Source organism: Frigoribacterium sp. PhB107, from assembly GCF_003751515.1.
Taxonomy (GTDB): domain Bacteria; phylum Actinomycetota; class Actinomycetes; order Actinomycetales; family Microbacteriaceae; genus Frigoribacterium.
Genome location: NZ_RJKU01000003.1, coordinates 124082 through 145719 on the forward strand (window position 1 = coordinate 124082; position 21638 = coordinate 145719).

Here is a 21638-nt window from a genome sequence, read left to right on the forward strand (position 1 = left end):
TGACCTCGGCCGACCTATGCTGTGGACATGTCTTCGTCCGTGGGGGAGAGGAGGCGACCGTCGTCGTGGTGGCCCTTCGTCGCCATCTGGGGCGGCGCCGCGCTCTTCGTGGTCATCGGGTTCGCCGTGACCGTCGTGGCGCTGAACGCGACCGTGTACAGCGCCGGCGGCTTCGCGCGCGGCTACCTCGACGCCATCGACCGCGGCGACACCGCCAGCGCGCTCACCCTCGCCGGCATCGAGCCGACGGGCGAGCTCGAGGACGCCCTGCTCACCGTGCCCTCGCTCGGCGGCCTCGCCGACGTGCAGGAGGAGAGCGAGCTCGACCTCGGCGACGGCACCCGCACCGTGACGCTCTCGTACACGCTCGACGGCACGCCCGGCCAGTCGCAGTTCGTCGTGCAGCAGGCCGGCACGCGCTTCGGCTTCTTCCGCGCCTGGAGCTTCGCGCAGACCCCGACCGCGACCCTCGACGTCACGCCGATGAACGACCCGCGCTTCACGGTCGACGGCCGTCGCGTCACCACCGAGAGCGGCGACGTCGCCACGCGCTTCGAGGTGCTGGCCCCCTCGCGCTTCGTCCTGTCGCACGAGAGCGCGTACCTCGAGGCGCCGACCGTCCCCGTGACGGTGATCAGCGCGGGGGCGACCTCGTCGGCCAGCGTCGCGACCGTGGCCCGCGCCTCCTTCTCGCAGGTGCTGCAGGAGCAGCTCGACACGATGCTCGACACCGACTGCGTGACCCAGCCGGTGCTGCTGCCCGCCGGCTGCCCCTTCGGGCGGCAGGTCGACGACCGCGTCACGGGCGAGCCCGCGTGGAGCATCGTCGCCTACCCGCAGGTGGCCGTGCAGCCCGGCACGGTGTCGGGACAGTGGCTCGTCACCGAGGCCGCGGGCACGGCGCACCTCGTCGTCGACGCGCAGTCGCTCTTCGACGGGCGCCGCTACGCGATCGACGAGGACGTCCCCTTCACCGTGAGCTACACGATGAGCATCGGCACGGACGACGTCCTGACCTTCCAGCAGTAGGCCGTCCTCACCGCCGGTCGACCCTGCTGAACCGGCACGACGTGCTCTCCAGGAGGCGGCAGGCAGCTGTTCCTGCCGGTTCGCGGCCACGCGGACGAGGAGGCGGCCCCCGCCCCGGTGGGGGAGGGGGCCGTCAGGTGCTGCACCGGTCGCGCGGGCAGGGTCGCCCTACCGCGCGGCGACCTCGTGTCGGCGGCGTCGGCGGCGGGCCGCCTCGAGCGCGAGCACCAGCCCGCCGGCCGCGAGCAGCACGCCCGCGACCAGCCCGGCGTCGACCGCGGACTCGGGGTCGCCGCCCGTGTAGGCGAGCGAGCCGTCGTTCGAGCCGGGCCGCAGCGGGGCCCGACCGGCGTCGGCGGCCGCCGTGTCGACGACCCGGAAGGCCGCCCGCACCGACACCTGCGACGTCGCGCCCAGGGCCTCGACCTCGTGCGCCCCGGTCGACGCGGCCGCGGGCACCGTGAACGACCCGCGGACGATGCCGTCCGCGTCGGCGGTCAGCGTGCCGAGCGCGATCGGGTCGCTGAACAGCGTCAGCGACACCTGCTCGCCCGGTGCGAAGCCGTCGCCGTCGACGGGGACGACCGTGCCCCGCGTCGCCGAGTCGGCCAGGACCCGGAGCGACGGCGTCCACGCCCCCGGGGTGCCGGGTTCGCCCGGGTTCCCGGGCGTGCCGGGGTCGCCCGGGTTCCCGGGGGTGCCGGGGTTCCCGGGGTCGCCGGGGGTGCCCGGGTCCACCGGGCCCGGGTCGACCGGCGCGGCCGCGATCACCGCGGTCGTGGTCGTGGCCGAGCTCGAGCGTCCGTCGTCGACCGTGACCGTCACCGTGTAGCTCCCCGGCAGCGCGTAGGTGTGCGCCCCCGAGACCACGCCGTCGACGATCGTCCCCGAGGTGATCGCGGTGCCGTCGCCCCAGTTCACGAGCGCGGTGACGCCAGCGCCAGCACCAGCACCAGCGCCGTCACCGGCGCCGACGCCGCCCGTCACGGTGGCGAGCGCGCCCGAGACCTCGACGCCGGCCGTCCCGGCCAGGCCGGCCTCCGCGCCCGTGGCGACCAGCGCCTCCGGCGGTGCGAGGCGCGTCCCGTCCGTGGCGATGGCGAACACGTGGATCCGCCCGGCCGACCGCGGGTCGCCCGTCTGCGTCGGCATCGTGAGCGACACGGCACGGGTGCCCTCGGGCAGCGTCACGGGAGCTGTCGAGTAGACGCCGGCGACGGCCGTGTCGGATCCGTTCGCCCCGTTCGTGCGGCCGTCCGACGTCGCGACGACGATGTTCCCGAACGAGGGCGTGGTCACGCCGCCCGTCCAGTCGCCGAACTCGATGGGCAGCTCCTGCGTCGTGCCGTCGTCGAAGGTCAGCGTGCCGACCGTCTGCTGCGGCTTCTCGGTCGCGGTGCCGATCACCGACAGCTGCGTCACGTCGTCGCCGAGGTCGAGCGGCAGCACCTGGCCCTGCCCCGTCGCGTTGTCCGGCTCGCCCGCGGGGACCGCCGGCAGGTCGAACGTCAGCTCGGTGCCGGGCACGGCCACCTCGGTCCCCTGCACGAAGCCCTTGCCCGCCAGCGACGGCCGCGAGAACCCGTTGCCCAGGTAGTCGCAGTTCGCGGCCTGTCCGGGCTCGCCGAGGCAGACGCTGTCGAAGGCGTCCTCGAACGCCGGAGCCGTCCGCGAGACGACCACCGAGGTCGTCGTGCTCGCGGAGTCGGTGCCGTCGGTCGCGGTCACGATCGCCGTGTAGGTCGCCGGGGCGTCGAACACCTTCGCCGGCGCCGTGACGTCCCAGCCGCCGAGGGCGGTCGGGGTCAGGGTCGCCTGCTGCGGGCCCTCGCCGTCGAGCCAGTCGACCGTCGCGACGAGTCCGTCGGGCACGGCACCGGCGTCGCCGCCGCCGGCCTCGGGCGACCCCGTCGAGGAGGCGCGGGTCACGGTGGCGACCGCGCTCTCGAACGAGGCGCCCGCCTCGCTCGTCAGGCCCGGCTTGCCGCTGACCGTGAAGGCTCCGGCCGGTGCCGTCGGGTCGGCCATGAGCTCGATCTCGCTGAGCGTGGCCGCGCGTCCGTCGGTGGTGCCGGTCGTCGCGATCCGGTACCAGGTGAAGGGCCGCGGGTCGGTGACGGCGAAGGGCCGGGTCTGCAGCGCGGACGGGAACGTCTGCGCCGCGCGCTCGTCGAGCGGCAGCCAGGTGGTGCCGTCGGTCGAGCCCTCGAGCGTCCAGCCCGTGGGGGCCGCGGAGCCGTCCGGCCCGTTCGTCAGGGTGTACCGCGACACGGTGACCGGTCCGGAGGCCGAGCGCCAGGTGACGTCGGCGTCGGGCAGGTCGAACGTCGCCGCGGTGCTCGCCGAGTCGTCGGCGAGGCGGGCGACGTCGGTGCCGTCGCTCGCGCTGAGCACGCCCTGGCCCGCCGTGGTGGCGTCGACCAGCGTCGCCGCCGTGTCGGCGGGGTCCGGTGCGTGGGCCGCCCAGCTGCTCGGCTGCGTGCCCATCTCGAACTCGAGCACGCCTCCTCGGCTGATGCTCTGCTGGCTGAGCGACGCGGTGTCGATCGCCTCGCCGTCGAGGGTGGCCGACTGGACGTAGACCGCCTCGGTCGAGTTGCCCTCGGCGCGGACCGTGAAGTCCTCGCCGTTCTCGAGGTGGATCGTCGCCTCGTCGAAGAGCGGCGAGCCGATCGTGTACGAGTCGGTGCCCATCGCGAGCGGGTAGAAGCCGAGCGCCGAGAACAGGAACCACGACGACATCTCGCCGTTGTCCTCGTCGCCGGGGTAGCCCTGCCCGATGTCGCTGCCCACGAAGAGGCGCTGGGTGATCTCGCGGACGACCCGCTGCGTCGTGGCGGGGTCGCCGTTGGCTGCCGACACGTACGGGATGTGGTGCGAGACCTGGTTGCTCATGCCGAGCTGGCCGATCCGCACGTCGCGGGCCTCGACCATCTCGTGGATGACGCCGCCGTAGCCGCCCGGCTTGTCCGCCTCCTCGGGCGTCGCGTAGAACTCGGCGAGCTTCGCGTCGAGGCCCTCCGAGCCGCCGTACAGCGCGGCGAGGCCGGGCACGTCGAACGGGGCGTGGAACGCGAAGTTCCAGCCGTTCGTCTCGGTGTAGGCACCGCCCCACGACTCGGGGTCGTAGGTCTCGGCGGGCTCGGCGAAGGCGCCGTCGGCGTCGCGCGCCTGGAAGAACCCGGTCGCCGGGTCGAACAGGGTGCCGTAGTCGCGGGCGCGGTCGAGCAGCCAGGCCGACTCCTCCCTCAGCTGCGCACGCCGCGCCTCCGGGGTGGCCGGGTCGTCCGCGAGCTTGGCCGCCATCTGGCCGAGGCCGAAGTCGTTGATGTGGCCCTCGAGCCCCCACGACACGCTCTCGCCCGTGCTCGACGGCGTCCAGCCGAGGAACAGCGACTGGTCGAGGCCCTTGCGGCCCACTCCGCTCTGGGTCGGCTGCACGCTGGCGTTCTTCAGCGCCGCGTCGTACGCCTCGAGCGCGAGGTCGCCGTCGACGGCGCCCTTCACGTAGGCGTCGGCGAACGCGACGTCCGAGCTCGTGCCGGTCATCAGGTCGGCGTAGCCGGGGCTCGACCACCGGGCGATCCAGCCGGCGTCGCGGTACTGCTGCACGAAGCCGTCCATCAGCTCGCCCGCGATCTCCGGGTAGAGCAGCGAGTAGGCGGGCCAGACGGTGCGGTAGGTGTCCCAGAAGCCGTTGTTGACGTAGACCTTGCCGTCCTTCACGACGGCGTTCGTCGTCGTGTCCGTGGCGGTGCCGACGGTCGGGGCGACCGGGCTCGCGTAGCGGTAGGTCGGCGCGGCGGCCGTGCCCGTGTTCTCGAACTGCGAGTTCGGGTACATGTTGAGGCGGTACAGGCTGCCGTAGAGCGTGGCGAGCTGGTCGTCGCGGGCGCCCTCGACGGTGATCACGCCCAGGCGGTCGTTCCACTGCCGCTCGGCGTCGGTGCGCACCTCGTCGAAGCTGCGCCCCGTGAGCTCGAGGTCGCGGTTGTGCGCCGCCTGCTCGGACGAGATGAACGACGTGGCGAGGCGGAGCTCGACGACGCCGGCAGCGCTGCCGGCCCCCGCGGCGGAGACGTCGAACGAGGCGTACCGAGCGCCCGTCCGGTCGCCCGCGGCCGCGCCGACGGAGGTGGGCGTGCGGTCGAACTGACCGCTGACGAACATGCGGGTCGCCCCCGTCGACAGGCCCGAGCCGCCCTCGACCCAACCGGAGACCCGACCGTCGGCGGAGACGGTGAGGCCGGAGTTCCCGGCGACCTGGTCGACGAGCACGCTGCCGGTGCGGTCGCCCGCGGCCGCGCCCTCGGTGCCCGTGCCCTCGGGGGCTGTGCTCTCCGGGAAGGCGAACCGCAGCACGGCGCCGTGGTCGGTGGGCGTGACGGCGGCCTCGAGGCCGCTCGTCGTGTCGACGCTGTAGAGGTCAGGGCGCGCGATCTCGGCGCCGTGGTCGAACTGGAGGGCCCGGGCCGTGAGCGAGGCGTCGGGCGCGGTGCCGCCTCCTGCGGCTGCGTCCGCGGCGGTCACGGCCGTCGTCGAGGGCAGGATCGCGAGCTGGTTCCGGTCGCCCATCCACGGGCTCGGCTCGTGCGAGACGCCGATGCCCTGCAGGCGGGGCAGGTTCGCGTCGTCGTTGCCGCGCTGGTAGTCGTAGAGCCAGGTCTGGCTCGACGCGTTCGTCATCGGGGTCCAGAAGTTGAACCCGTTCGGCACCGTCGCCGCGGGCACGTTGTTGCCCCGGCTGAAGCCGCCGGTCGAGTTGGTGCCGCGGCGGGTGTCGACGTAGTTCACGAGGCTCGAGCCGTCGACCCGTGCGGGTGCCGGGTCGAGGTCGAGGTCGTCGACCCAGCCCTGGAACGTCGTGCCGACCGCGCCGCCGGCGTTGTCGTAGTCGAACAGGACGCGCGTCACGGTCTCGCCGGCGAGGTCGCCGAGCGGCACCCGCACCGAGTTCCACTGGTCGGCGTAGAGGATCTTCGACGAGCCGCGGTCGGCGGCCGAGGTGCCCTCGCCGTGGGCGTCGACGACGCCCTGCACGCCGCTCACGACGCGGCCGTCGGCCAGTTCGAGGTCGATCGCGGCGTAGGTGGCGGGGTACTGCAGGTCTCCGCCCAGCTCGGGGAAGATCCGGTACGAGAACTCGGTGTCGTCGCCGATCTCGAGCTCGAGGCCCTCGAACAGGACGTTCGTCGCACGGCCGGCGGCGGCCGTGTGCTCGCCCGCGTAGCGCAGCGACTTCGTGCCGCTGAAGCCCGCGCCGGGCTTCATGTTCGGTCCGCTGACCGGGCCGCCGCCGACCACGGTCACCATCGGGCCGGACTCGGGCGCCGCCTCCGTGCCGTCGCCGAGCGACCAGTCCGCGAGCTGGGTGAGGCCTGCGCCCGCGTTCTGCGTGATGTCGAGCCGGTACGCGTCGTAGGCGCCCGGGGCGGTGACCGCGTACTCGTTCGTCGCGCCCCGGCCCGTGAACGCCACGGCGGGCTGGTCGGCGAGGTCGACCCAGGTCGCGCCTCCGTCGACGGAGCCCTGCAGCGTGACCGCTCGCGGGTCGCGCTCGGGGGCGTCGTTGCCGCTCGTCAGCGACCACTCGGTCGCGGTCTGCGGCGAGTCGAGCAGGTACGTGATCGTCGCGGTGCGCTGGAACGCGAGCCACTTGCTGGCGGGGTTGCCGTCCGTGAGGTTCACGGCGATCTCGCCCGGGGCGTTGTCGGCGCTCGCCGAGGCCTCCGTCACGTGGCCGAGCAAGCTGCCGGGCGGCAGACCGTTCGAGGCCTTCACGGTGCCGAGGTCGTCGGGCGTCGCGGGCGTGCTCGCGAGGGGCTGCGTGTCGTCGGCCTCGAAGCTGGTGCGCCAGTCGCTGCCGAGCACGGCTGCGGCCGCACGCGCGTCGCCGCCGCTGCCGCCTGCACCGCCGCTGCCGCCGCGGCCTGCGGCGCTCGCCGCGTCCACGCCGACGAGGGCACCGGTCGCCGCCAGGGCCGTCGCGGTCACGATCACCCCCGCCCGCTGTGCTCGCGTGCGCCAGGTCGCCCCGGGGTGCTGCGGTCGCTGATCGGTCTGTGAACGGCCTGACGCCATCGTCGTGCTCCTGCGGGTGATCCCGTGATCTGGGTGAGGCCGCTCGGGAGCGGCCGTGCATGACGGGGTACACCTGTCGTCGATGACAGCGCCGTCAGCTCGTCATTCCTATCGGCACCGTGGCCCCCGGTCAAGGGGTGTCCACTGGTTCCGGGGTACAGGCGACGGGTCTCGGGTGCAGGGCGGCACCTCCTCGGCTCGGCCTCTCGCCCCCAGGTGAACCGTCACGGAGTGCTCCCCAGGCGTGTGCGGGCAGCAGTTCGTGCCGGTTCACCGCCGGAGGCCGGGCCGGGCCGGGCCGGAGGCGGGGCCGGGCCCGGCCTCCCGGTCAGGCGCGCGAGGCGACGTGCGCGGCGAGGACGTCGCGGGTCGACGTCCAGTCGCGTCCCTCGCCCCAGCGGTCGTTGTCGACGCGGCGGAGCTGGCCGTCGCCGCTGTACATGCTCACGAGGTACTGCATGCCCTGCCAGGCGGGGAACGCCTCGTCGGTCTCGCGCGAGAACCGGCGCATGCCCTTGCTCATCGCCGAGAGCAGGCCCGTGGTGCCGGCCCACTGCACGCGGAACGGCTCGCCCGTCAGCGACGACATGGTGCGGGCGAGCTCGCGGGCGGTGACGCGGTCGCCGGCCACCTCGACGTACCGCGGAGCCGAGGCGTCGAGGGCGACGGCGGCCGTGACGGCGGCGGTGTCGTCCTTCGAGGTGAAGTCGAGCACCTGGTCGGCGTCCGACCAGAACAGCACGAGCTTGCGGTCGGCCAGCACGATCGGGGCTTGCCCCGTGAGCATGTCGGCGAACGCCCCGTTCAGCACCGAGGTCGCGCGGATCGGGGAGGCGTCGAGCACGCCCGCGAACTCCCGCCGGAACTCGAGGTTCCGGTTCGACCGCGGCGGCAGGGACCGGTAGTCGGCCGAGTAGTCGGAGGGCACGAAGCGCGGCACGCCCTCGGCGACCGCGGCCTCGAGCAGCGCGGTCTGCGCGTCGACGATCACGTCGCGCACCCCGCTGACGGTCGACACGACGACGTCGACGCCGCGGACCGCGTCGCGCAGCGCCGCCGGGTCCCCGTAGGAGGCGCGGGTCACGACCACGCCGTCGGTCCCGCCGAACAGGCGGCCGGCCGAGCTGCTCGCGGGACGGGTGAGCACGCGGACGTCGGCGCCCCGGGCGAGCAGCTCGCGGACGACGCGGCGACCGAGGTCTCCGGTCGCTCCGGCGACGAGGACTGTGGGCATGGGGGCTCCTGACGTGGGTCCTCCATCAGTACGCGCCCCGCGCCTCCGGCGCCTGTGCGCGGGGCGCGAGGCTGGCGCGGACCCGCTCGTCGGCGGCGCCCTCGACCGTCGCCGTGGTGAGGCCGCCGATGCCGTGCGTGCGCCGCTCCCGCTGTCAAGGGACCATCGCCTCCTCGTCCCGCTTCGGGTCCACGAACAGACGAGAGATGCTCCCTGCACAGGTGCAGGGAGCATCTCTCGTCGGTTCACGGCCCGTCAGGGCCGGGGCCGGATCAGTCGGCGTCGATGACGACCGTCGTGATGACGGGCGTGCGACGGTGGCGACGGAAGAACCAGCGGCTCAGGCCGTCCTCGATGGCGCGCTCGGCGGCCTCGCCGTCGACGTGGCCGCGTGCGGTGGCCTGCTCGAGGGCCTTGGCCGCGACGTCCTCGGCCTGGTCCTCCCAGCCGACGGCCTCGACGAAGCCGCGCGGGATGAACTCGACGGGCTCGACCAGCTTCTGCGTCGCGAGGTCGAAGATGCCGAGCACCGTGATGTGGCCCTCCTCGGCGAGCGACAGGCGGTCCTTGAGGGCGTCCTCGGTGGCGACGCCGATCGTGGCGCCGTCGACGAACACGTAGGGCGCGGGGATGCGCCCGGCGATGCTGGCGCGGCCGCGGTCGAGATCGACGACCACGCCGTCCTCGACGACGAGCACCCTGTCTTCCGCGACGCCGGTGGCGATCGCGAGGTCGGCGTTGGCCGTGAGGTGGCGCCACTCGCCGTGCACGGGCAGGACGTTCTTCGGCTTGACGATGTTGTAGCAGTAGGTCAGCTCGCCGGCGCTGGCGTGGCCGGAGACGTGCACCTTGGCGTTGCCCTTGTGGACGACGGTCGCGCCCCAGCGGATCAGGCTGTTGATGACGCCGTAGATCGCGTTCTCGTTGCCGGGGATGAGCGAGCTCGCGAGGAGGATCGTGTCGCCCTCGCCGACCTTGATGATGTGCTCGCGGTTGGCCATGCGCGACAGGGCCGCCATCGGCTCGCCCTGCGAGCCGGTGCAGATCAGGACGATCTTGTTGTCCTGCATCTTGCTGAGCTGCTTGAGGTCGACGACCAGGCCCTTGGGGATGTTGAGGTAGCCGAGGTCGGAGGCGATGCCCATGTTGCGGACCATCGAGCGGCCGACGAAGGCGACCTTGCGGCCGTGCTTGTGGGCGGTGTCGAGCACCTGCTGGATGCGGTGCACGTGGCTGGCGAAGCTCGACACGACGATGCGCTTCGGCGCCTCGCGGAAGACGCGGTCGATCGCGGCGCCCAGGTCCTTCTCGGCGGTCGTGAAGCCGGGGACCTCGGCGTTGGTCGAGTCGGTCATGAACAGGTCGACGCCCTCGTCGCCCAGGCGGGCGAAGTGGTTGAGGTCGGTGATCCGCTTGTCCATCGGGAACTGGTCCATCTTGAAGTCGCCCGTGTGCAGCACGAGGCCGGCGCTCGTGCGGAGCGCGACGGCGAGGCCGTCGGGGATGGAGTGGTTCACGGCCACGAACTCGAGGTCGAACGGGCCGGCCTGGTGGTGGTCGCCCGCGGCGACCTCGTGCGTGATCGGCGTGATCTTGTGCTCCTGCAGCTTCGCCGTGATGAAGGCGAGGGTGAGCTTCGAGCCGACCAGGGGGATGTCGGGGCGCTCCTTGAGGAGGTAGGGCACGCCTCCGATGTGGTCCTCGTGGCCGTGCGTCAGCACGATGGCCTCGACGTCCTTGAGGCGGTCGCGCAGCGGCGTGAAGTCGGGCAGGATCACGTCGATGCCGGGCTGCGTCTCTTCCGGGAAGAGCACGCCGCAGTCGACGACGACGAGCTTGCCCTTGTGCTCGAAGAGGGTCATGTTGCGTCCGACGTCGCCGAGGCCGCCGAGCGGGGTGACGCGCAGGGCGCCGCGCTTCAGGGGCTGGGGCTTCTTGAGGTCGAGGGAGTGCTTGGTCGCTACGTTCGGCATGCTGGCCGCTTTCTGTGGGGGAGTCGCGCGAGGTGTGCCCGCACGGAGGTGTCGGTGTTCTGCCGGCGTCGACCCGCTCGGCGGGCTGCCCGGCCCGCTGTGGCGGGACCGGCGAAGGAGGCTCAGGTCTCGGTCGGCGACTCGCTGTCGAGCGCCGTCGAGATCGACCACGTGGCGATCCGCCTCGCCGCCCGTGTGGGTTTCGGCGGAGGCGTCCGTTGCGTCCACTGGCGTGGTCGCGTCGACCACAGAGAGCGTGGCCAGACGAACTGTCGGACCGCAGTCTAGGCCACCCGGCTCGACGCCCGCCTCCTGGCGTCCTCGCTCTCCTCATTCAGGAACATCTGTCCTGATCCGCGCACCGGGGGGACCCGCAGTCCTGAGTCGTGCACGAGTCAGGACCCGAGCCCCCCGACTCCCTGGATCAGGCCTTCGCGAGCTGCGGGTAGAGCGCCTCGAGCGGTGCCGAGAGCGCCGCCTTCACCTGGCGAGAGGTCTCGTCCGCGAGCACCTCGTGCTCGCCGGCCTGGAGGGCGTCGAGGACGTCGGCGACGAGCGCGGCCGGGTCGGTCTTGGCGTCGGTGACGCCGGCGGCCATGGCGGTGTCGACGTAGCCGACGTGGACGCCGACGACCTGCACGCCCGCGGGCTGCAGCTCGAGGCGCAGCGAGTTGGTGGCCGACCAGAGCGCGGCCTTCGTCGCGGAGTAGACGCCGGCGACGGCGTACCAGGAGAGGGCGGAGTGGATGTCGATGATCGCGGTGCCGCCGCCGTGGGCCGAGAGGAGGGGCGCGTAGGCCCGGGCGAGGAACAGCGGTCCGAGGAAGTTGGTCTCGACGTTCGCGCGGATCTCGTCGTCGGTGTGGCTGAGGATGCCCGGCGTGGGCGCGTTCGCGCCGGCGTTGTTGACGAGGATCGTCACGTCGGGCGCGGCCTCGACGACGGCCGCGATCGAGGAGGCGTCGGTGACGTCGAGGGTGAGGGGCACGACGCGGTCGTCCTCCCAGGTGCGCGGGGTGCGGGCGGTGGCGTAGACCTTGGCGGCGCCGCGGGCGAGGGCGGCCTCGACGAAGCGGGTGCCGATGCCCCCGTTCGCTCCGGTGACGAGGACGACGGAGCCGGTGATGTCGGTCATGGGTGTTCCTTCCGGGGGTGGTGCGAGGATGAGGCGGCTCGTGGTCGAGTCGCCGTAGGTGACTCATGTCATAATTGAGTTCAGTCAGTTTCTATTCCGGGAGATCCGAATGACGCCGTCAGCCCCGCCGCCCGGCCGGCGCGAGCGCAACAAGCAGGAGAAGCTCGAGCGCATCACGCGCGCCGCGTCCGACCTGTTCTCCCGGCACGGCGTCGACGAGGTGACGACGCAGCAGATCGCCGAGGCGGCCGACGTCGGCGCCGGCACGCTGTTCCTCTACGCCCGCACGAAGGGCGAGCTGCTGCTGCTGGCGCAGAACGCGGCGTACGCGCGGTCCCTCGACGAGGGGATCCGCGCCTCCTCGGCCGCCTCGACGGCGCTCGACGCTGTCGTCGCCGTCCTCGAGCCGATCGTGCACTGCAACCGGGCCCAGGTCGAGAACGGCCGCACGTACCTCCGCGAGATGGCGTTCGGCGACGCGACGGAGCCGCACCACGCGGAGGCGCTCGCGATCGTGGCCAGGACCGAGGAGGCGGTGGCCGGGATCGTGGAGCGCCTCACCTCGGCGACGCCCTCCGACGCGGCCGCGCTCGCGCACGTGGTGTCGGCGGTGATGATGCTCGCGATGTCGTCGGCGGTCGACGAGTCCGTCCCCGACGACGAGATCGTCGCGGGGGTGCGCCGCCAGCTCGAGGTCGTCCTGCCGCGCTGACCTACGGGAGGGTGACGACGGCCTTGCCTCGGATGCGGGTCTTCCCGAGGTCGTCGAGGGCGGCTGCCGTCTCGGCGAACGGGTGGGTCGCGCCGACGACCGGGCGGATAGCGCCCGCGTCGACGAGCGCGGCGATCTCGCGGAGCTGGTCGCCGTCGGCGCGCATGAAGAGGAACTCGTAGCTGACCCCGAGCCTCTTCGCCTGGGCGCGCACCTTCCGGCTCAGCCCGGCGATCGCGAGGCGCACGACCGGGTTCAGGCCGGCGGCCTTCGCGAATGCGGGGGTGGGCGGGCCCTGGATGCCGATCGCGAGGCCGCCGGGGCGGAGCACGCGGAGCGACTTCGCGAGGTTCTCGCCGCCGAGGCTGTCGAGCACGAGGTCGTAGCCGGACAGCTCCTCCTCGAAGTCCTGGGTGCGGTGGTCGACGACGACGTCGGCGCCGAGCTCGCTGAGGAACTCGGCGTTCGACGAGGAGGCGGTGGTCGCGACGTGCGCGCCGAGGTGCTTCGCGAGCTGGATCGCGATGGTGCCGACCCCGCCGGCGCCCGCGTGGATCAGCACCTTCTGCCCGGGCTGCACGTTCCCGCGCTCGACGAGGGCCTGCCAGGCCGTCAGCGCGACGAGCGGCAGCGACGCGGCCTCGACGGTGCTGATCGAGGTCGGGGCGAGGGCGACGTCGGACTCGGCGACGGCGATGCGCTCGGCGAAGGTGCCGATGCGGTGGTCGCGGGGGCGGGCGAAGACGGCGTCGCCGGGCTTGAGGCTGCGGACCGAGCCGCCGACCTCGATCACCGTGCCGGCGAGGTCGTGCCCGAGGGTCAGGGGCGCCTCGTACGGGAGGATCAGCCTGAACTCGCCCTCGCGGATCTTCGCGTCGAGGTGGTTCAGGCCCGCTGCGGCGACCTGGACGAGCACGTCGTGGTCGCCCACGGTCGGCTCGGGCACGTCGGCCTCGTGCAGCGGCTTCCTGTACGCGTCGAAGACGAAGGCTCGCACGGTGCTGACTCCTGATGCTCGGTGGTTCGCTGCGTCGATCATCGAAGTCGACTTGACTCAATAATGAGCACGCTCACTTCGATTGTCAACACGTCTGCTCGACGTGCCCCACGCGCCCGGCTAGCCCCAGGACGGCTTCGGGGCGTCGGCACCGACCAGAACCGACCACTCGGCGCGCGGACGCGGCGCGGACGCGGCACGGACGCGCACGCTCGCCGACCCTGGGCGCCAGCCCCGCTCCCGCCGAGGCCCGAGGTATATCGTTCGGGCATCGCTCGACCCTCGACAGGAGATCATCATGGGCACCTCGCGCACACCCGGCACCTTCGGCATGGACCTCGACGGGATGTGGCAGGCCATGGACCAGCTCCGCTCCACCTTCGACCGTCGTGACGGCGCCCGTGCCCCGCGCGGCGAGGTCCGCGCGGCGATCCTCGCCCTGCTCGGCGAGCGGCCGATGCACGGCTACCAGATCATCCACGAGATCGACGAGCGCAGCGGCGGCGACTGGAAGCCCAGCGCCGGCTCCGTCTACCCGACGCTGCAGCTGCTCGCCGACGAGGGCCTGATCGTCGCCGAGGAGACCGACGGCCGCAAGGTCTGGTCGCTCACCGACTCGGGCCGCGCCGCCGCCGGCGTCGACCCCTCCGACCCGTGGGCCGCCCCGCGCTCCTCCGGCGACCGTCGCACCGCCCTGCCCAAGGCCGGCGTCGAGCTCGCCCGCGCGACCGCCCAGATCGGCCGCACCGGCACCTCCGCACAGGTCGACGAGGCGGTGGCGGTCCTCGACGAGGCACGTCGGCGCATCTACTCGATCCTCGCTCGAGACTGACGCGGGTGGCGTCGCCCCGTCCCGACGAGGCCAGCTCCGCGGCAGGAGACCGCGGCTCCGCGGAGCGCGACCGCCGCTCCGTGGCACGTGACCGCGACCCCGCGGTGCGCGACCGCGCCGGCCGCGCCCGGTACCGCCGCATCCTGCGGTTCGCGTCCCGCCACCTCGCGGTGACGTGGTGGTTCGAGCTCGTGCTGCCCCGGTTCGGGCTCCGCTGGGTCGCCGAGCGCACCCGCGCCCGACGGATGCAGCGCTTCGCCCGTGGCTTCCACGGCCTCGCGCTCGACCTCGGCGGCTTGATGATCAAGGTCGGCCAGTATCTGTCGTCGCGCCTCGACGTGCTCCCGCCCGAGATCACGAAAGAGCTGGAGGGGCTGCAGGACGAGGTCACGCCCGTGCCCTTCCCCGAGATCCGGGCGCTCGCCGAGGCCGAGCTGGGCATGTCGCTCGACCGGGTCTTCGCCTCCGTGTCCCCTGAGCCGATCGCGGCCGCCTCCCTCGGCAGGGCGCACCGCGCCGTCCTCGGCCCGGTCGACTCGGCCGACACCGGGCTCCGCGACGTGGTGCTCAAGGTGCAGCGCCCCGGCATCGACCGCATCGTCGACGTCGACCTCGCCGCGCTCCGCAAGGTCGGCGGCTGGCTGAGCCACGTCCGGCTCGTCTCCGACCGCGTCGACGCCCCTGCCCTCGTCGAGGAGTTCGCCCGCACCAGCCTCGAGGAGATCGACTACCTCCACGAGGCCGCGAACTCGGCCCGCTTCGCCGCGGACTTCGCCGACGACGACCGCGTCGGCGTGCCCGACGTCGTCTGGGAGCGCTCCACCCGCCGTGTCCTCGTGCTCGAGGACGTCTCGGCGATCAAGATCACCGACGCCGAGGGCCTCCGCGCCGCCGGCATCGACCCGGTCGAGGTCGCCCCGGTCTTCGCCGCGGTCATGTTCGACCAGCTCTTCGGCAACGGCTTCTTCCACGCCGACCCGCACCCCGGCAACATCTTCGTCACCCCCGTCGAGCCGAGCGGCAGCGCCGAGGCCGCCGAGGGCGAGCGCCCGTGGCGGCTCACCTTCATCGACTTCGGGATGATGGGGGAGGTGCCCACCGGCACCCGGAACGGCCTCCGTCAGCTGCTCATCGCGGCCGCGTCGCGCGACGGCAGCGGCATGGTGAACGCGATGCGCGACCTCGGGGTGCTCCTCCCGACCGCCGACACGGTCGGCCTCGAGCGTGCCGTCACCGCCACGTTCGCCCGCTTCGGCGGCATGGGCTTCGCCGAGCTGCGCGAGGTCGACCCGCGCGAGTACCGCGAGTTCGCCGGGCAGTTCGGCGACCTGATCCGGTCGCTGCCGTTCCAGCTGCCCGAGGACTTCCTGCTCGTCCTGCGGGCGGTGACCCTCACCTCCGGCGTGGCCAGCGCCCTCGACCCGGTCTTCAACCTCTGGGACTCGGTCGAGCCCTACGCGGCACGGCTCGTGCGCGACGAGCGCGGCAACGCCGTGCAGGACGTCGCCCGGCGAGCGGCCGACGCGGTCGGGGTCGCCGCCCGACTGCCCGGTCGGCTCGACCATCTCGTCGGCCGTCTCGAGGACGGCACGCTCGAGGTCGGCAGCCCCCGCATCGAGCGGCAGCTCGGCCGCATCGAGCGCACGGCCCGGCGGGTGCTGGCCGCAGTCCTGTTCGGCGGCCTGCTGATCGCGGGAGCGGTGCTGCGGGCCGACGGCGACGTGCTCGGCACCGTGCTGATGGTCGCGTCCGCGGTGCCGCTGCTGTACGCCCTGCTGGCCGGGCGCCTCCCCGGGTAGGAGGCGGCGCCTCCTGCAGGGCTAGGCGGTCGCGGTCTCGTGCAGCACCTTCCGGGCGACCACGTTGCCGAGCAGCTGCGCCACCTGCACCAGCACGATGATCAGCACGATCACGGTCACCATCACGAACGTGTCGAAGCGCTGGTAGCCGTAGGTGATGGCGAGGTTTCCGAGCCCGCCGCCCCCGACGAGGCCGGCGACCGCGGTCGCGTCGACCAGGGCGACGAAGATGTAGGTGAGGCCGAGCACGAGGGGGCCGAGCGCCTCCGGCACGACGATGGTGACGAGCACCCGCAGGGGCGACGCGCCCATCGCGGCGCCCGCCTCCACCGATCCGCGGTCGACCGCGACGAGGTTGGTCTCGGCGATGCGCGCGATCGAGAAGGTCGCCACGATGGTCAGCGCGAAGATCGCGGCGCCGGTGCCGATGCTCGTGCCGATCACGACGCGGGTCAGGGGCGAGATGGCGACGATCAGGATGATGAACGGGATCGGCCTGATCACGTTGATGACCGCGTTCAGCGTCGTGAAGACCGCCGCGTTCTGCAGCAGGTTGCCGCGCCGGGTCGAGTAGAGCACCAGGCCGAGCACGACGCCGAGCACGGTCGCCAGCACGAACGACACCGTCACCATCTGCAGGGTCTGCAGCAGGGCGGTCCAGATCTTCGGCCAGAGCACGGCCGGCTCGATGTCACGCACCGGCGACCACCTCCGTCACGCTCGTGGTGCGGCGCAGGTCGACCACGGCCGCGTCGATCGCCGCGTCGTCGCCGAGCAGCTCGACCGTGAGGTCGCCGAACAGCCGGGACTGCAGCTCGCTGACGCCGCCGTAGACGACGTTGAAGTCGACGCCGTGGGTGCGCGCGACGCGGGAGAGGAACGGGTCGTTCGACTCGCGGTCCTCGACGTGGAGGCGCACGATGCGTCCCGTGTGCACCCTGCGGATGCGCTCGAGCACGCCGGACGTCGCCTCGTGGTGCAGCACGGACGACACGAACCGTCGCGACGTGGGGTGCTGCGGATCGGCGAACAGGTCGTAGACGGAGCCGGTCTCGACGACCTCGCCGCCCTGCATCACGGCGACGCTGTCGGCGAGCTCGCGGATGACGTCCATCTCGTGGGTGACGAGCAGGATCGACAGGCCGTACTCGTCGTTGACGCGGCGCAGCAGGTCGAGCACCTCGCCGGTGGTCTGCGGGTCGAGGGCGCTCGTCGCCTCGTCCGAGATGAGCACGTCGGGGCGGTTCGCCAGCGCGCGGGCGATGCCGACGCGCTGCTTCTGGCCGCCCGACAGCTTCGCCGGGTACTCGAGCGCCTTCTCGCTGAGCCCGACGAAGTCGAGCAGCTCCTCGACCCGGTCGACGGTCTCGTCGCGGGAGAGGCCCGAGAGGCGCAGCGGGTAGGCGACGTTCCCGTAGACGGTGCGCGACGAGAGCAGGTTGAACTGCTGGAAGATCATGCCGATGCGGCGGCGGGCCGCGTAGAGCTCCTTGCCGCGGAGCGCCGAGACCTCGCGGCCGTCGACGACGACCCGGCCGCTCGTCGGCCGCTCGAGGGCGTTCACGGTGCGCAACAGCGTCGACTTGCCTGCCCCGGACCAGCCGACGATGCCGAAGACCTCGCCGCGCGCCACCTCCAGGCTGACGTCGCGGAGGGCGTCGAACCGGCGCCCCTGCACCGTGTAAGACTTCGAGACGTGCTCGAACGAGACGACCGGGTCCGCGGTCACGAGGTCAGCTCGCGCGCGGCGGTCTCGAGGTCGGCGAGGGTGCTGCGCAGGTCGGCCGCCGAGACGTCGACGAGCACCGTGTTGCCGAACGACTCCTCCTCGAGGGCAGCGGCGACGCGCGGGTCGGCGTAGGCGTCGGCCAGCCTCGTCCAGGCCTCGTCGTCGGCGTCGTCGGCCCGGGTCACGACCGCGTTGACGTAGGGCCGCGACTCGTCGCTGAGCGAGTCGTCGAGGTAGAGCGCGTCCTCGGCGTCGATCTGCTGCGACGGGTCGAAGTAGGAGGTGCCGACCACGACCGCGTCGAGGCTGGGGTCGTCGAACTGCGTGGGGATCGTCGTCGCGCCGATCGGCACGAACTCGAGGCCGAGGTCGTTCGACACGACGTCGTCGACGGTCGGGTAGACGCCGACGTCCGGGCCGAGCTCGATCAGCCCGGCGGCCTGCAGGATGAACAGCGCGCGGGCGCCGTTCGACGCGTCGTCGGGGATCGCGATGCGGGCGCCCTGGTCGAGGTCGTCGAGGTCGTCGACCGTCGCGGAGAAGACGCCCCACTGCGTGATGGTGGTCGAGAAGACCGGCGTCAGGTCGGTGTCGTTGGCGACGTTGTACGCGCTGAGGAACGCCGTGTGCTGGAACGCGTTCGCGTCGACCTCGCCGGCCACGAGGGCCGAGTTGGGCAGGGTCCAGTCGTCGAAGTTGACCCAGGTGACGTCCAGGCCCTCCTCGGCGGCGACCGTCTTGACGGCGTCCTGCAGGTCGCTCTCGCCGCTGCCGGCGATCTTCACGCTGATCCGGTCGCCGCCGCCTCCCGCGGCTCCGCCGGTCGCCGCCTGGGCGCCGTCGCCGGCTCCCGCGGTGGCCGAGCCGGCCCAGAAGCCGCCGCCGACGAGGGCCGCGGCGACGACCACGCCGAGCCCGGTGAGCAGGCCGCGGCGACGCTTGCGGCGCGAGTCGTCGAGGGAGGCGCGGAGCCCGGCGGGAGCGCCGGCGGGCGGGTCGGCGGCGGGCGTGGACTGCGGTGCGTCGTGATCGGACACGGGGACTCCTCGGGGTGGCGGGCGGTGTGCTGTGGACGGCGGGCCGGACGCTGTGGCCGGTGCCGGGGTGATGGCTGCCGACCCTGCCACGGCGTCGGAGGCCGCCGCGAGCTCTCTTTCGACATGTGTCGTGACGTTTCTTCATGTGTCGTCGGCCCTGTCGCAGGAGGCGCGGGCATGACACAAAGGAGCGCATGACCGACAGCACGAGCGACCCCACGGCCGGCCCCGGCACGCGCCACCTCGACGACCGCATCGAGGCGGTGTTCGGCCCCTTGGTCGACGAGATCGCGGCGGGCGCGGTCGCCCGGGAGCGCGGCCGCCGCCTCCCCGTCGACGAGGTCGACCTGCTGCGCCGGGCCGGCTTCGGCGCGCTGCGGGTGACGGTCGAGGACGGCGGCTGGGGAGCGTCCCTCGAGCAGGAGTTCCGCCTCCTCGTGCGCCTCGGCGAGGCCGACTCGAACCTGCCGCAGCTGCTGCGCGGGCACGTCGCGTTCGTCGAGACGCAGCGGGCGCAGCCGGACGGGCCGCTGCGCACCGAGTGGCTCGAGCGGCTGGCGGCCGGCGACGTGCTCGTCGGCAACGCGCAGGCCGAGCGCGGCGACGCGACCGCCGTGACGACGCGGCTGACGGAGGTCGACGGCCGGCTCCGGCTCGACGGACGCAAGTTCTACAGCACGGGCACCCTCTACGCCGACTGGATCTGGGTCGGGGCGCTCCGCGGCGACGAGCCCGTCGCGCTGGCCGTGCGCGCCGACGCGCCGGGCGTCACGCGCCTCGACGACTGGGGCGGCTTCGGCCAGCGCCTCACCGGCAGCGGCACGACGATCTTCGACGACGTCACGGTCGACCCGGCCCAGGTGCTGCCCTGGAGCGACAACGCCGAGCGCCGCCCGCTCGCCTACACGCAGGCGCTGTACCAGCTCGTGCTCCTCGCGGCCGAGACGGGGATCGCCCGGGCGGTGCTGCGCGACGCCGTCGACTTCGTCCGGCCCCGCACCCGCACCTTCGGCGTCGCGGGGGTGTCGCTGCCGCGCGAGGACCCGCTCGTGCAGGGCGTCGTCGGCCGGCTGTCGAGCATCGCGTCGGCGGTCGAGGCGGTGACGCTGTCCGCGGTGCGGGCGCTGGAGGCTGCCGACGCGCGTGCCTCGGCGGCCGCGTCTGCGGCGGCCTCCGTCGACGCGTCTGCTCCGGACGGTGCCTCCGCCGCGGCCGACGACTACCAGGAGGCGCTGGCCACGGTCTTCGAGGCCCAGCAGGTCGTGCTGCCGCTCGTCCTCGAGGCCGCGACCGCCCTGTTCGAGGTGGGAGGCGCCTCCGCCGTGGACGCCGACCGGGCCCTCGACCGGCACTGGCGGAACGCCCGCACCATCGCGTCGCACAACCCCGCGATCCACCGCGAGCGGGCGCTGGGCGACCGCCGCCTCAACGGGACGCCGTTCCGCACGGGGCCGCAGGCGGCTGCGGCTGCGCCTACGACGCCTGCGGCGCCCGCCGCCGCCCACGCTGCCCTCGTCCGCACCCCGTAGACCCGCTGAACCGGCAGGAAGTGCTCATCCGGTGGGCAGTGAGAGCGCTTCCCGCCGGTTCAGCGCGCGACACGGTCGACGAGCAGGCGCCGACAGGTGCTGTGCGTGGCGTCGGCCCTCGACGGCGGCGGAGGTCGTCGGTAGCGTGGGCGGACGCCGTCGAGGGGACACCGCATGAACACCGCCACAGTCGTCATCGCCCTGATCGTGCTCGCCATCGTCGCGGCCACCGTCGCGATCGTGCTCCGCGACCGGCGGGACCGTGCGCTGGCCGCCAGGCTCGACGAGTCCGACCCGGGGGCGGGCGTCCGCGCCCAGGCCGACGCCGAGCGGCAGCAGGCCGGCCCGAGGGGCGAGGCCGGCGGGTCGTCGTGGTCGGCCGCCGGCGGGAACTCGGCCTGAGCCGGGGCACGGCCGGCCCCGTGCACCAGCACCAGCACCAGCACCACAACCAGAACCAGAACCAGAACCCGCACGACGACGGCCACGAGGCCGCGGCCGTCATCGAGTCGGACTCCTCTCCCGACACCGATCCGGACGAGGGATCGCTGGTCTCCCTCGCCGCCCTGGCGGTCGAGAAGCTCGTCTCTCCCGCTCGCGGCACCCGCCAGGGCGCCCTCCTGCCCGGCGTCGACGCCCACGTCGTCCGGATCTGGGGAGACGGCGTGGACGTCGTCGTGCGCACGCCTCGCGATCTCACCGGGTCGGCACCCGACACCTACCCGGCCGAGCGATGGGCCGCCGAGCACGCTGCGCGCCACGGAGTGCCGACCCCTCGGGTGCTCGCCTGCGAGCCCGAGTTCGGGGAGGCGCCCCTCATGATCGTCGAGCACGTCACCTCGATCGACTCCGACCGCGACCCGTGGCACGACCTCGGCCGCCTCGCGGCGACGCTCGCCGAGGTGCCGCTCGACCCTGCGACGGCGGGCGGGCCCGCAGACGGCGACGCCCGCGTGCCCGACGCGCTCCTCACCCGCTTCGGCCGCGACCTGCCGGAGGCCTGGCGCCGCCACCTGCGGTACGGCCTCGACTCCCTGGTGCCCGGCGACCGCCTCCTCGGCCTCGGTGTCTACACGGAGCAGCAGCGCGGTCCGCTGCGAGCTGCCCTCGAGCAGCTCGAGGTCGAGAGCGCAGGGTGGCGGCACGGACTCGTGCACGGCGACCTCGCACCCCGCAACCTCGTGCCCCGTGGGGCCGACGACCCCGTGCTGATCGACTGGGGCACGGCGCGGACGGGCCCCGTGCCGTGGCTCGAGCTCGACCGCGTGCACCGCTGGAGCGCCCTCGAAGACCTCGTCACGGTCGACGAGCTGCGGCGCTTCGCGGACGGCGTCGGGGTCGACCTCGACGACGCCCTGCCGACCCTGCGACGGCTCGCCTTGCTGCACCACCTCGACCTGGTCCGCTGGGCCCTCGAGCGCCGGCCCGACCGGCTCGCCCGCGAGGTCGAGGAGGCGCGGCGAGCGATCGCCCGCTGCCTGCGCTGACAGCCCGGTCGCCCGGTCCTCCGACCGTCGAGTGGTCAGGAACTGTCGTCCTGGGGCGTGCCAG

Annotated in this window: 15 protein-coding genes; 7 read left to right on the forward strand and 8 right to left on the reverse strand. The window is 73.3% G+C overall.

Going from position 1 to position 21638, the window contains the following annotated elements; genetic code table 11:
* Positions 1-27 precede the first annotated feature (27 nt).
* The gene (locus EDF18_RS14145) at positions 28-1029 is read left to right on the forward strand and encodes a hypothetical protein (protein WP_148050103.1); all 1002 of its coding nucleotides are present in this window, start codon (positions 28-30) and stop codon (positions 1027-1029) included.
* 168 nt (positions 1030-1197) lie between these two features.
* Here EDF18_RS14145 and EDF18_RS14150 read toward each other — a convergent pair whose 3' ends face one another.
* From EDF18_RS14150 to EDF18_RS14170, 4 genes are all read right to left on the reverse strand, one after another.
* The gene (locus EDF18_RS14150; RefSeq protein ID WP_233569181.1) at positions 1198-7023 is read right to left on the reverse strand and encodes a GH92 family glycosyl hydrolase; all 5826 of its coding nucleotides are present in this window, start codon (positions 7021-7023) and stop codon (positions 1198-1200) included.
* Between the two features lie 415 nt (positions 7024-7438).
* Positions 7439-8344, reverse strand: coding sequence for an NmrA family NAD(P)-binding protein (locus EDF18_RS14155; protein ID WP_123548472.1), 906 nt, complete (start codon positions 8342-8344; stop codon positions 7439-7441).
* A gap of 272 nt (positions 8345-8616) precedes the next feature.
* Positions 8617-10317 (reverse strand): ribonuclease J, encoded by a 1701-nt coding sequence (locus EDF18_RS14160; RefSeq protein ID WP_123548473.1) that lies wholly within the window; start codon positions 10315-10317, stop codon positions 8617-8619.
* Between the two features lie 424 nt (positions 10318-10741).
* On the reverse strand, positions 10742-11452 hold the full coding sequence (locus EDF18_RS14170; RefSeq protein WP_123548475.1) for an SDR family oxidoreductase: 711 nt from the start codon (positions 11450-11452) through the stop codon (positions 10742-10744).
* 109 nt (positions 11453-11561) lie between these two features.
* Between EDF18_RS14170 and EDF18_RS14175 the strand changes: the two genes are divergently transcribed.
* The gene (locus EDF18_RS14175) at positions 11562-12164 is read left to right on the forward strand and encodes a TetR/AcrR family transcriptional regulator (RefSeq protein WP_123548476.1); all 603 of its coding nucleotides are present in this window, start codon (positions 11562-11564) and stop codon (positions 12162-12164) included.
* Between the two features lies 1 nt (position 12165).
* Here EDF18_RS14175 and EDF18_RS14180 read toward each other — a convergent pair whose 3' ends face one another.
* Positions 12166-13161, reverse strand: coding sequence for an NADP-dependent oxidoreductase (locus tag EDF18_RS14180; RefSeq protein WP_123548477.1), 996 nt, complete (start codon positions 13159-13161; stop codon positions 12166-12168).
* A 298-nt stretch (positions 13162-13459) separates the two neighbouring features.
* Between EDF18_RS14180 and EDF18_RS14185 the strand changes: the two genes are divergently transcribed.
* Positions 13460-13993 (forward strand): PadR family transcriptional regulator, encoded by a 534-nt coding sequence (locus EDF18_RS14185; protein WP_228506932.1) that lies wholly within the window; start codon positions 13460-13462, stop codon positions 13991-13993.
* Positions 13994-14073: 80 nt separating this feature from the next.
* Positions 14074-15792 (forward strand): AarF/ABC1/UbiB kinase family protein, encoded by a 1719-nt coding sequence (locus EDF18_RS14190; protein ID WP_123548595.1) that lies wholly within the window; start codon positions 14074-14076, stop codon positions 15790-15792.
* Positions 15793-15813: 21 nt separating this feature from the next.
* Here the strand turns inward: EDF18_RS14190 and EDF18_RS14195 are convergent, their stop codons facing one another.
* From EDF18_RS14195 to EDF18_RS14205, 3 genes are read right to left on the reverse strand one after another with little or no spacing between them, the layout of a single operon-like run.
* Entirely contained in the window at positions 15814-16491 is a 678-nt protein-coding gene (locus tag EDF18_RS14195; protein WP_233569182.1) for a methionine ABC transporter permease, read from the reverse strand.
* On the reverse strand, positions 16484-17521 hold the full coding sequence (locus EDF18_RS14200; protein WP_123548478.1) for a methionine ABC transporter ATP-binding protein: 1038 nt from the start codon (positions 17519-17521) through the stop codon (positions 16484-16486). Before EDF18_RS14200 ends, EDF18_RS14195 begins: the two co-directional genes overlap by 8 nt.
* Entirely contained in the window at positions 17518-18558 is a 1041-nt protein-coding gene (locus EDF18_RS14205; protein ID WP_123548479.1) for a MetQ/NlpA family ABC transporter substrate-binding protein, read from the reverse strand. The genes EDF18_RS14200 and EDF18_RS14205 overlap by 4 nt, the downstream gene beginning before the upstream one ends.
* 194 nt (positions 18559-18752) lie before the next feature.
* Here EDF18_RS14205 and EDF18_RS14210 point away from each other — a divergent pair, with 194 nt between their 5' ends.
* The 3 genes from EDF18_RS14210 to EDF18_RS16405 all read left to right on the forward strand — a co-directional run bounded on the left by EDF18_RS14210 (position 18753) and on the right by EDF18_RS16405 (position 21574).
* The gene (locus EDF18_RS14210; RefSeq protein ID WP_123548480.1) at positions 18753-20087 is read left to right on the forward strand and encodes an acyl-CoA dehydrogenase; all 1335 of its coding nucleotides are present in this window, start codon (positions 18753-18755) and stop codon (positions 20085-20087) included.
* A gap of 174 nt (positions 20088-20261) precedes the next feature.
* Positions 20262-20489: a hypothetical protein gene (locus tag EDF18_RS14215; protein WP_123548481.1), complete on the forward strand. Its 228-nt coding sequence runs from the start codon at positions 20262-20264 to the stop codon at positions 20487-20489.
* A gap of 20 nt (positions 20490-20509) precedes the next feature.
* On the forward strand, positions 20510-21574 hold the full coding sequence (locus EDF18_RS16405) for a phosphotransferase (RefSeq protein ID WP_158614694.1): 1065 nt from the start codon (positions 20510-20512) through the stop codon (positions 21572-21574).
* Positions 21575-21638: the final 64 nt, after the last annotated feature.

What these genes read in the sequence shown, in the direction of transcription:
- EDF18_RS14170 (WP_123548475.1), bottom strand. Translation starts at nt 11,452, where the DNA reads ATGACCGACATCACCGGCTCCGTCGTCCTCGTCACCGGAGCGAACGGG.
- EDF18_RS14215 (WP_123548481.1), top strand. Translation starts at nt 20,262, where the DNA reads ATGAACACCGCCACAGTCGTCATCGCCCTGATCGTGCTCGCCATCGTC.
- EDF18_RS14185 (WP_228506932.1), top strand. Translation starts at nt 13,460, where the DNA reads ATGGGCACCTCGCGCACACCCGGCACCTTCGGCATGGACCTCGACGGG.
- EDF18_RS14160 (WP_123548473.1), bottom strand. Translation starts at nt 10,317, where the DNA reads ATGCCGAACGTAGCGACCAAGCACTCCCTCGACCTCAAGAAGCCCCAG.
- EDF18_RS14145 (WP_148050103.1), top strand. Translation starts at nt 28, where the DNA reads ATGTCTTCGTCCGTGGGGGAGAGGAGGCGACCGTCGTCGTGGTGGCCC.
- EDF18_RS14210 (WP_123548480.1), top strand. Translation starts at nt 18,753, where the DNA reads ATGACCGACAGCACGAGCGACCCCACGGCCGGCCCCGGCACGCGCCAC.
- EDF18_RS14155 (WP_123548472.1), bottom strand. Translation starts at nt 8,344, where the DNA reads ATGCCCACAGTCCTCGTCGCCGGAGCGACCGGAGACCTCGGTCGCCGC.
- EDF18_RS14175 (WP_123548476.1), top strand. Translation starts at nt 11,562, where the DNA reads ATGACGCCGTCAGCCCCGCCGCCCGGCCGGCGCGAGCGCAACAAGCAG.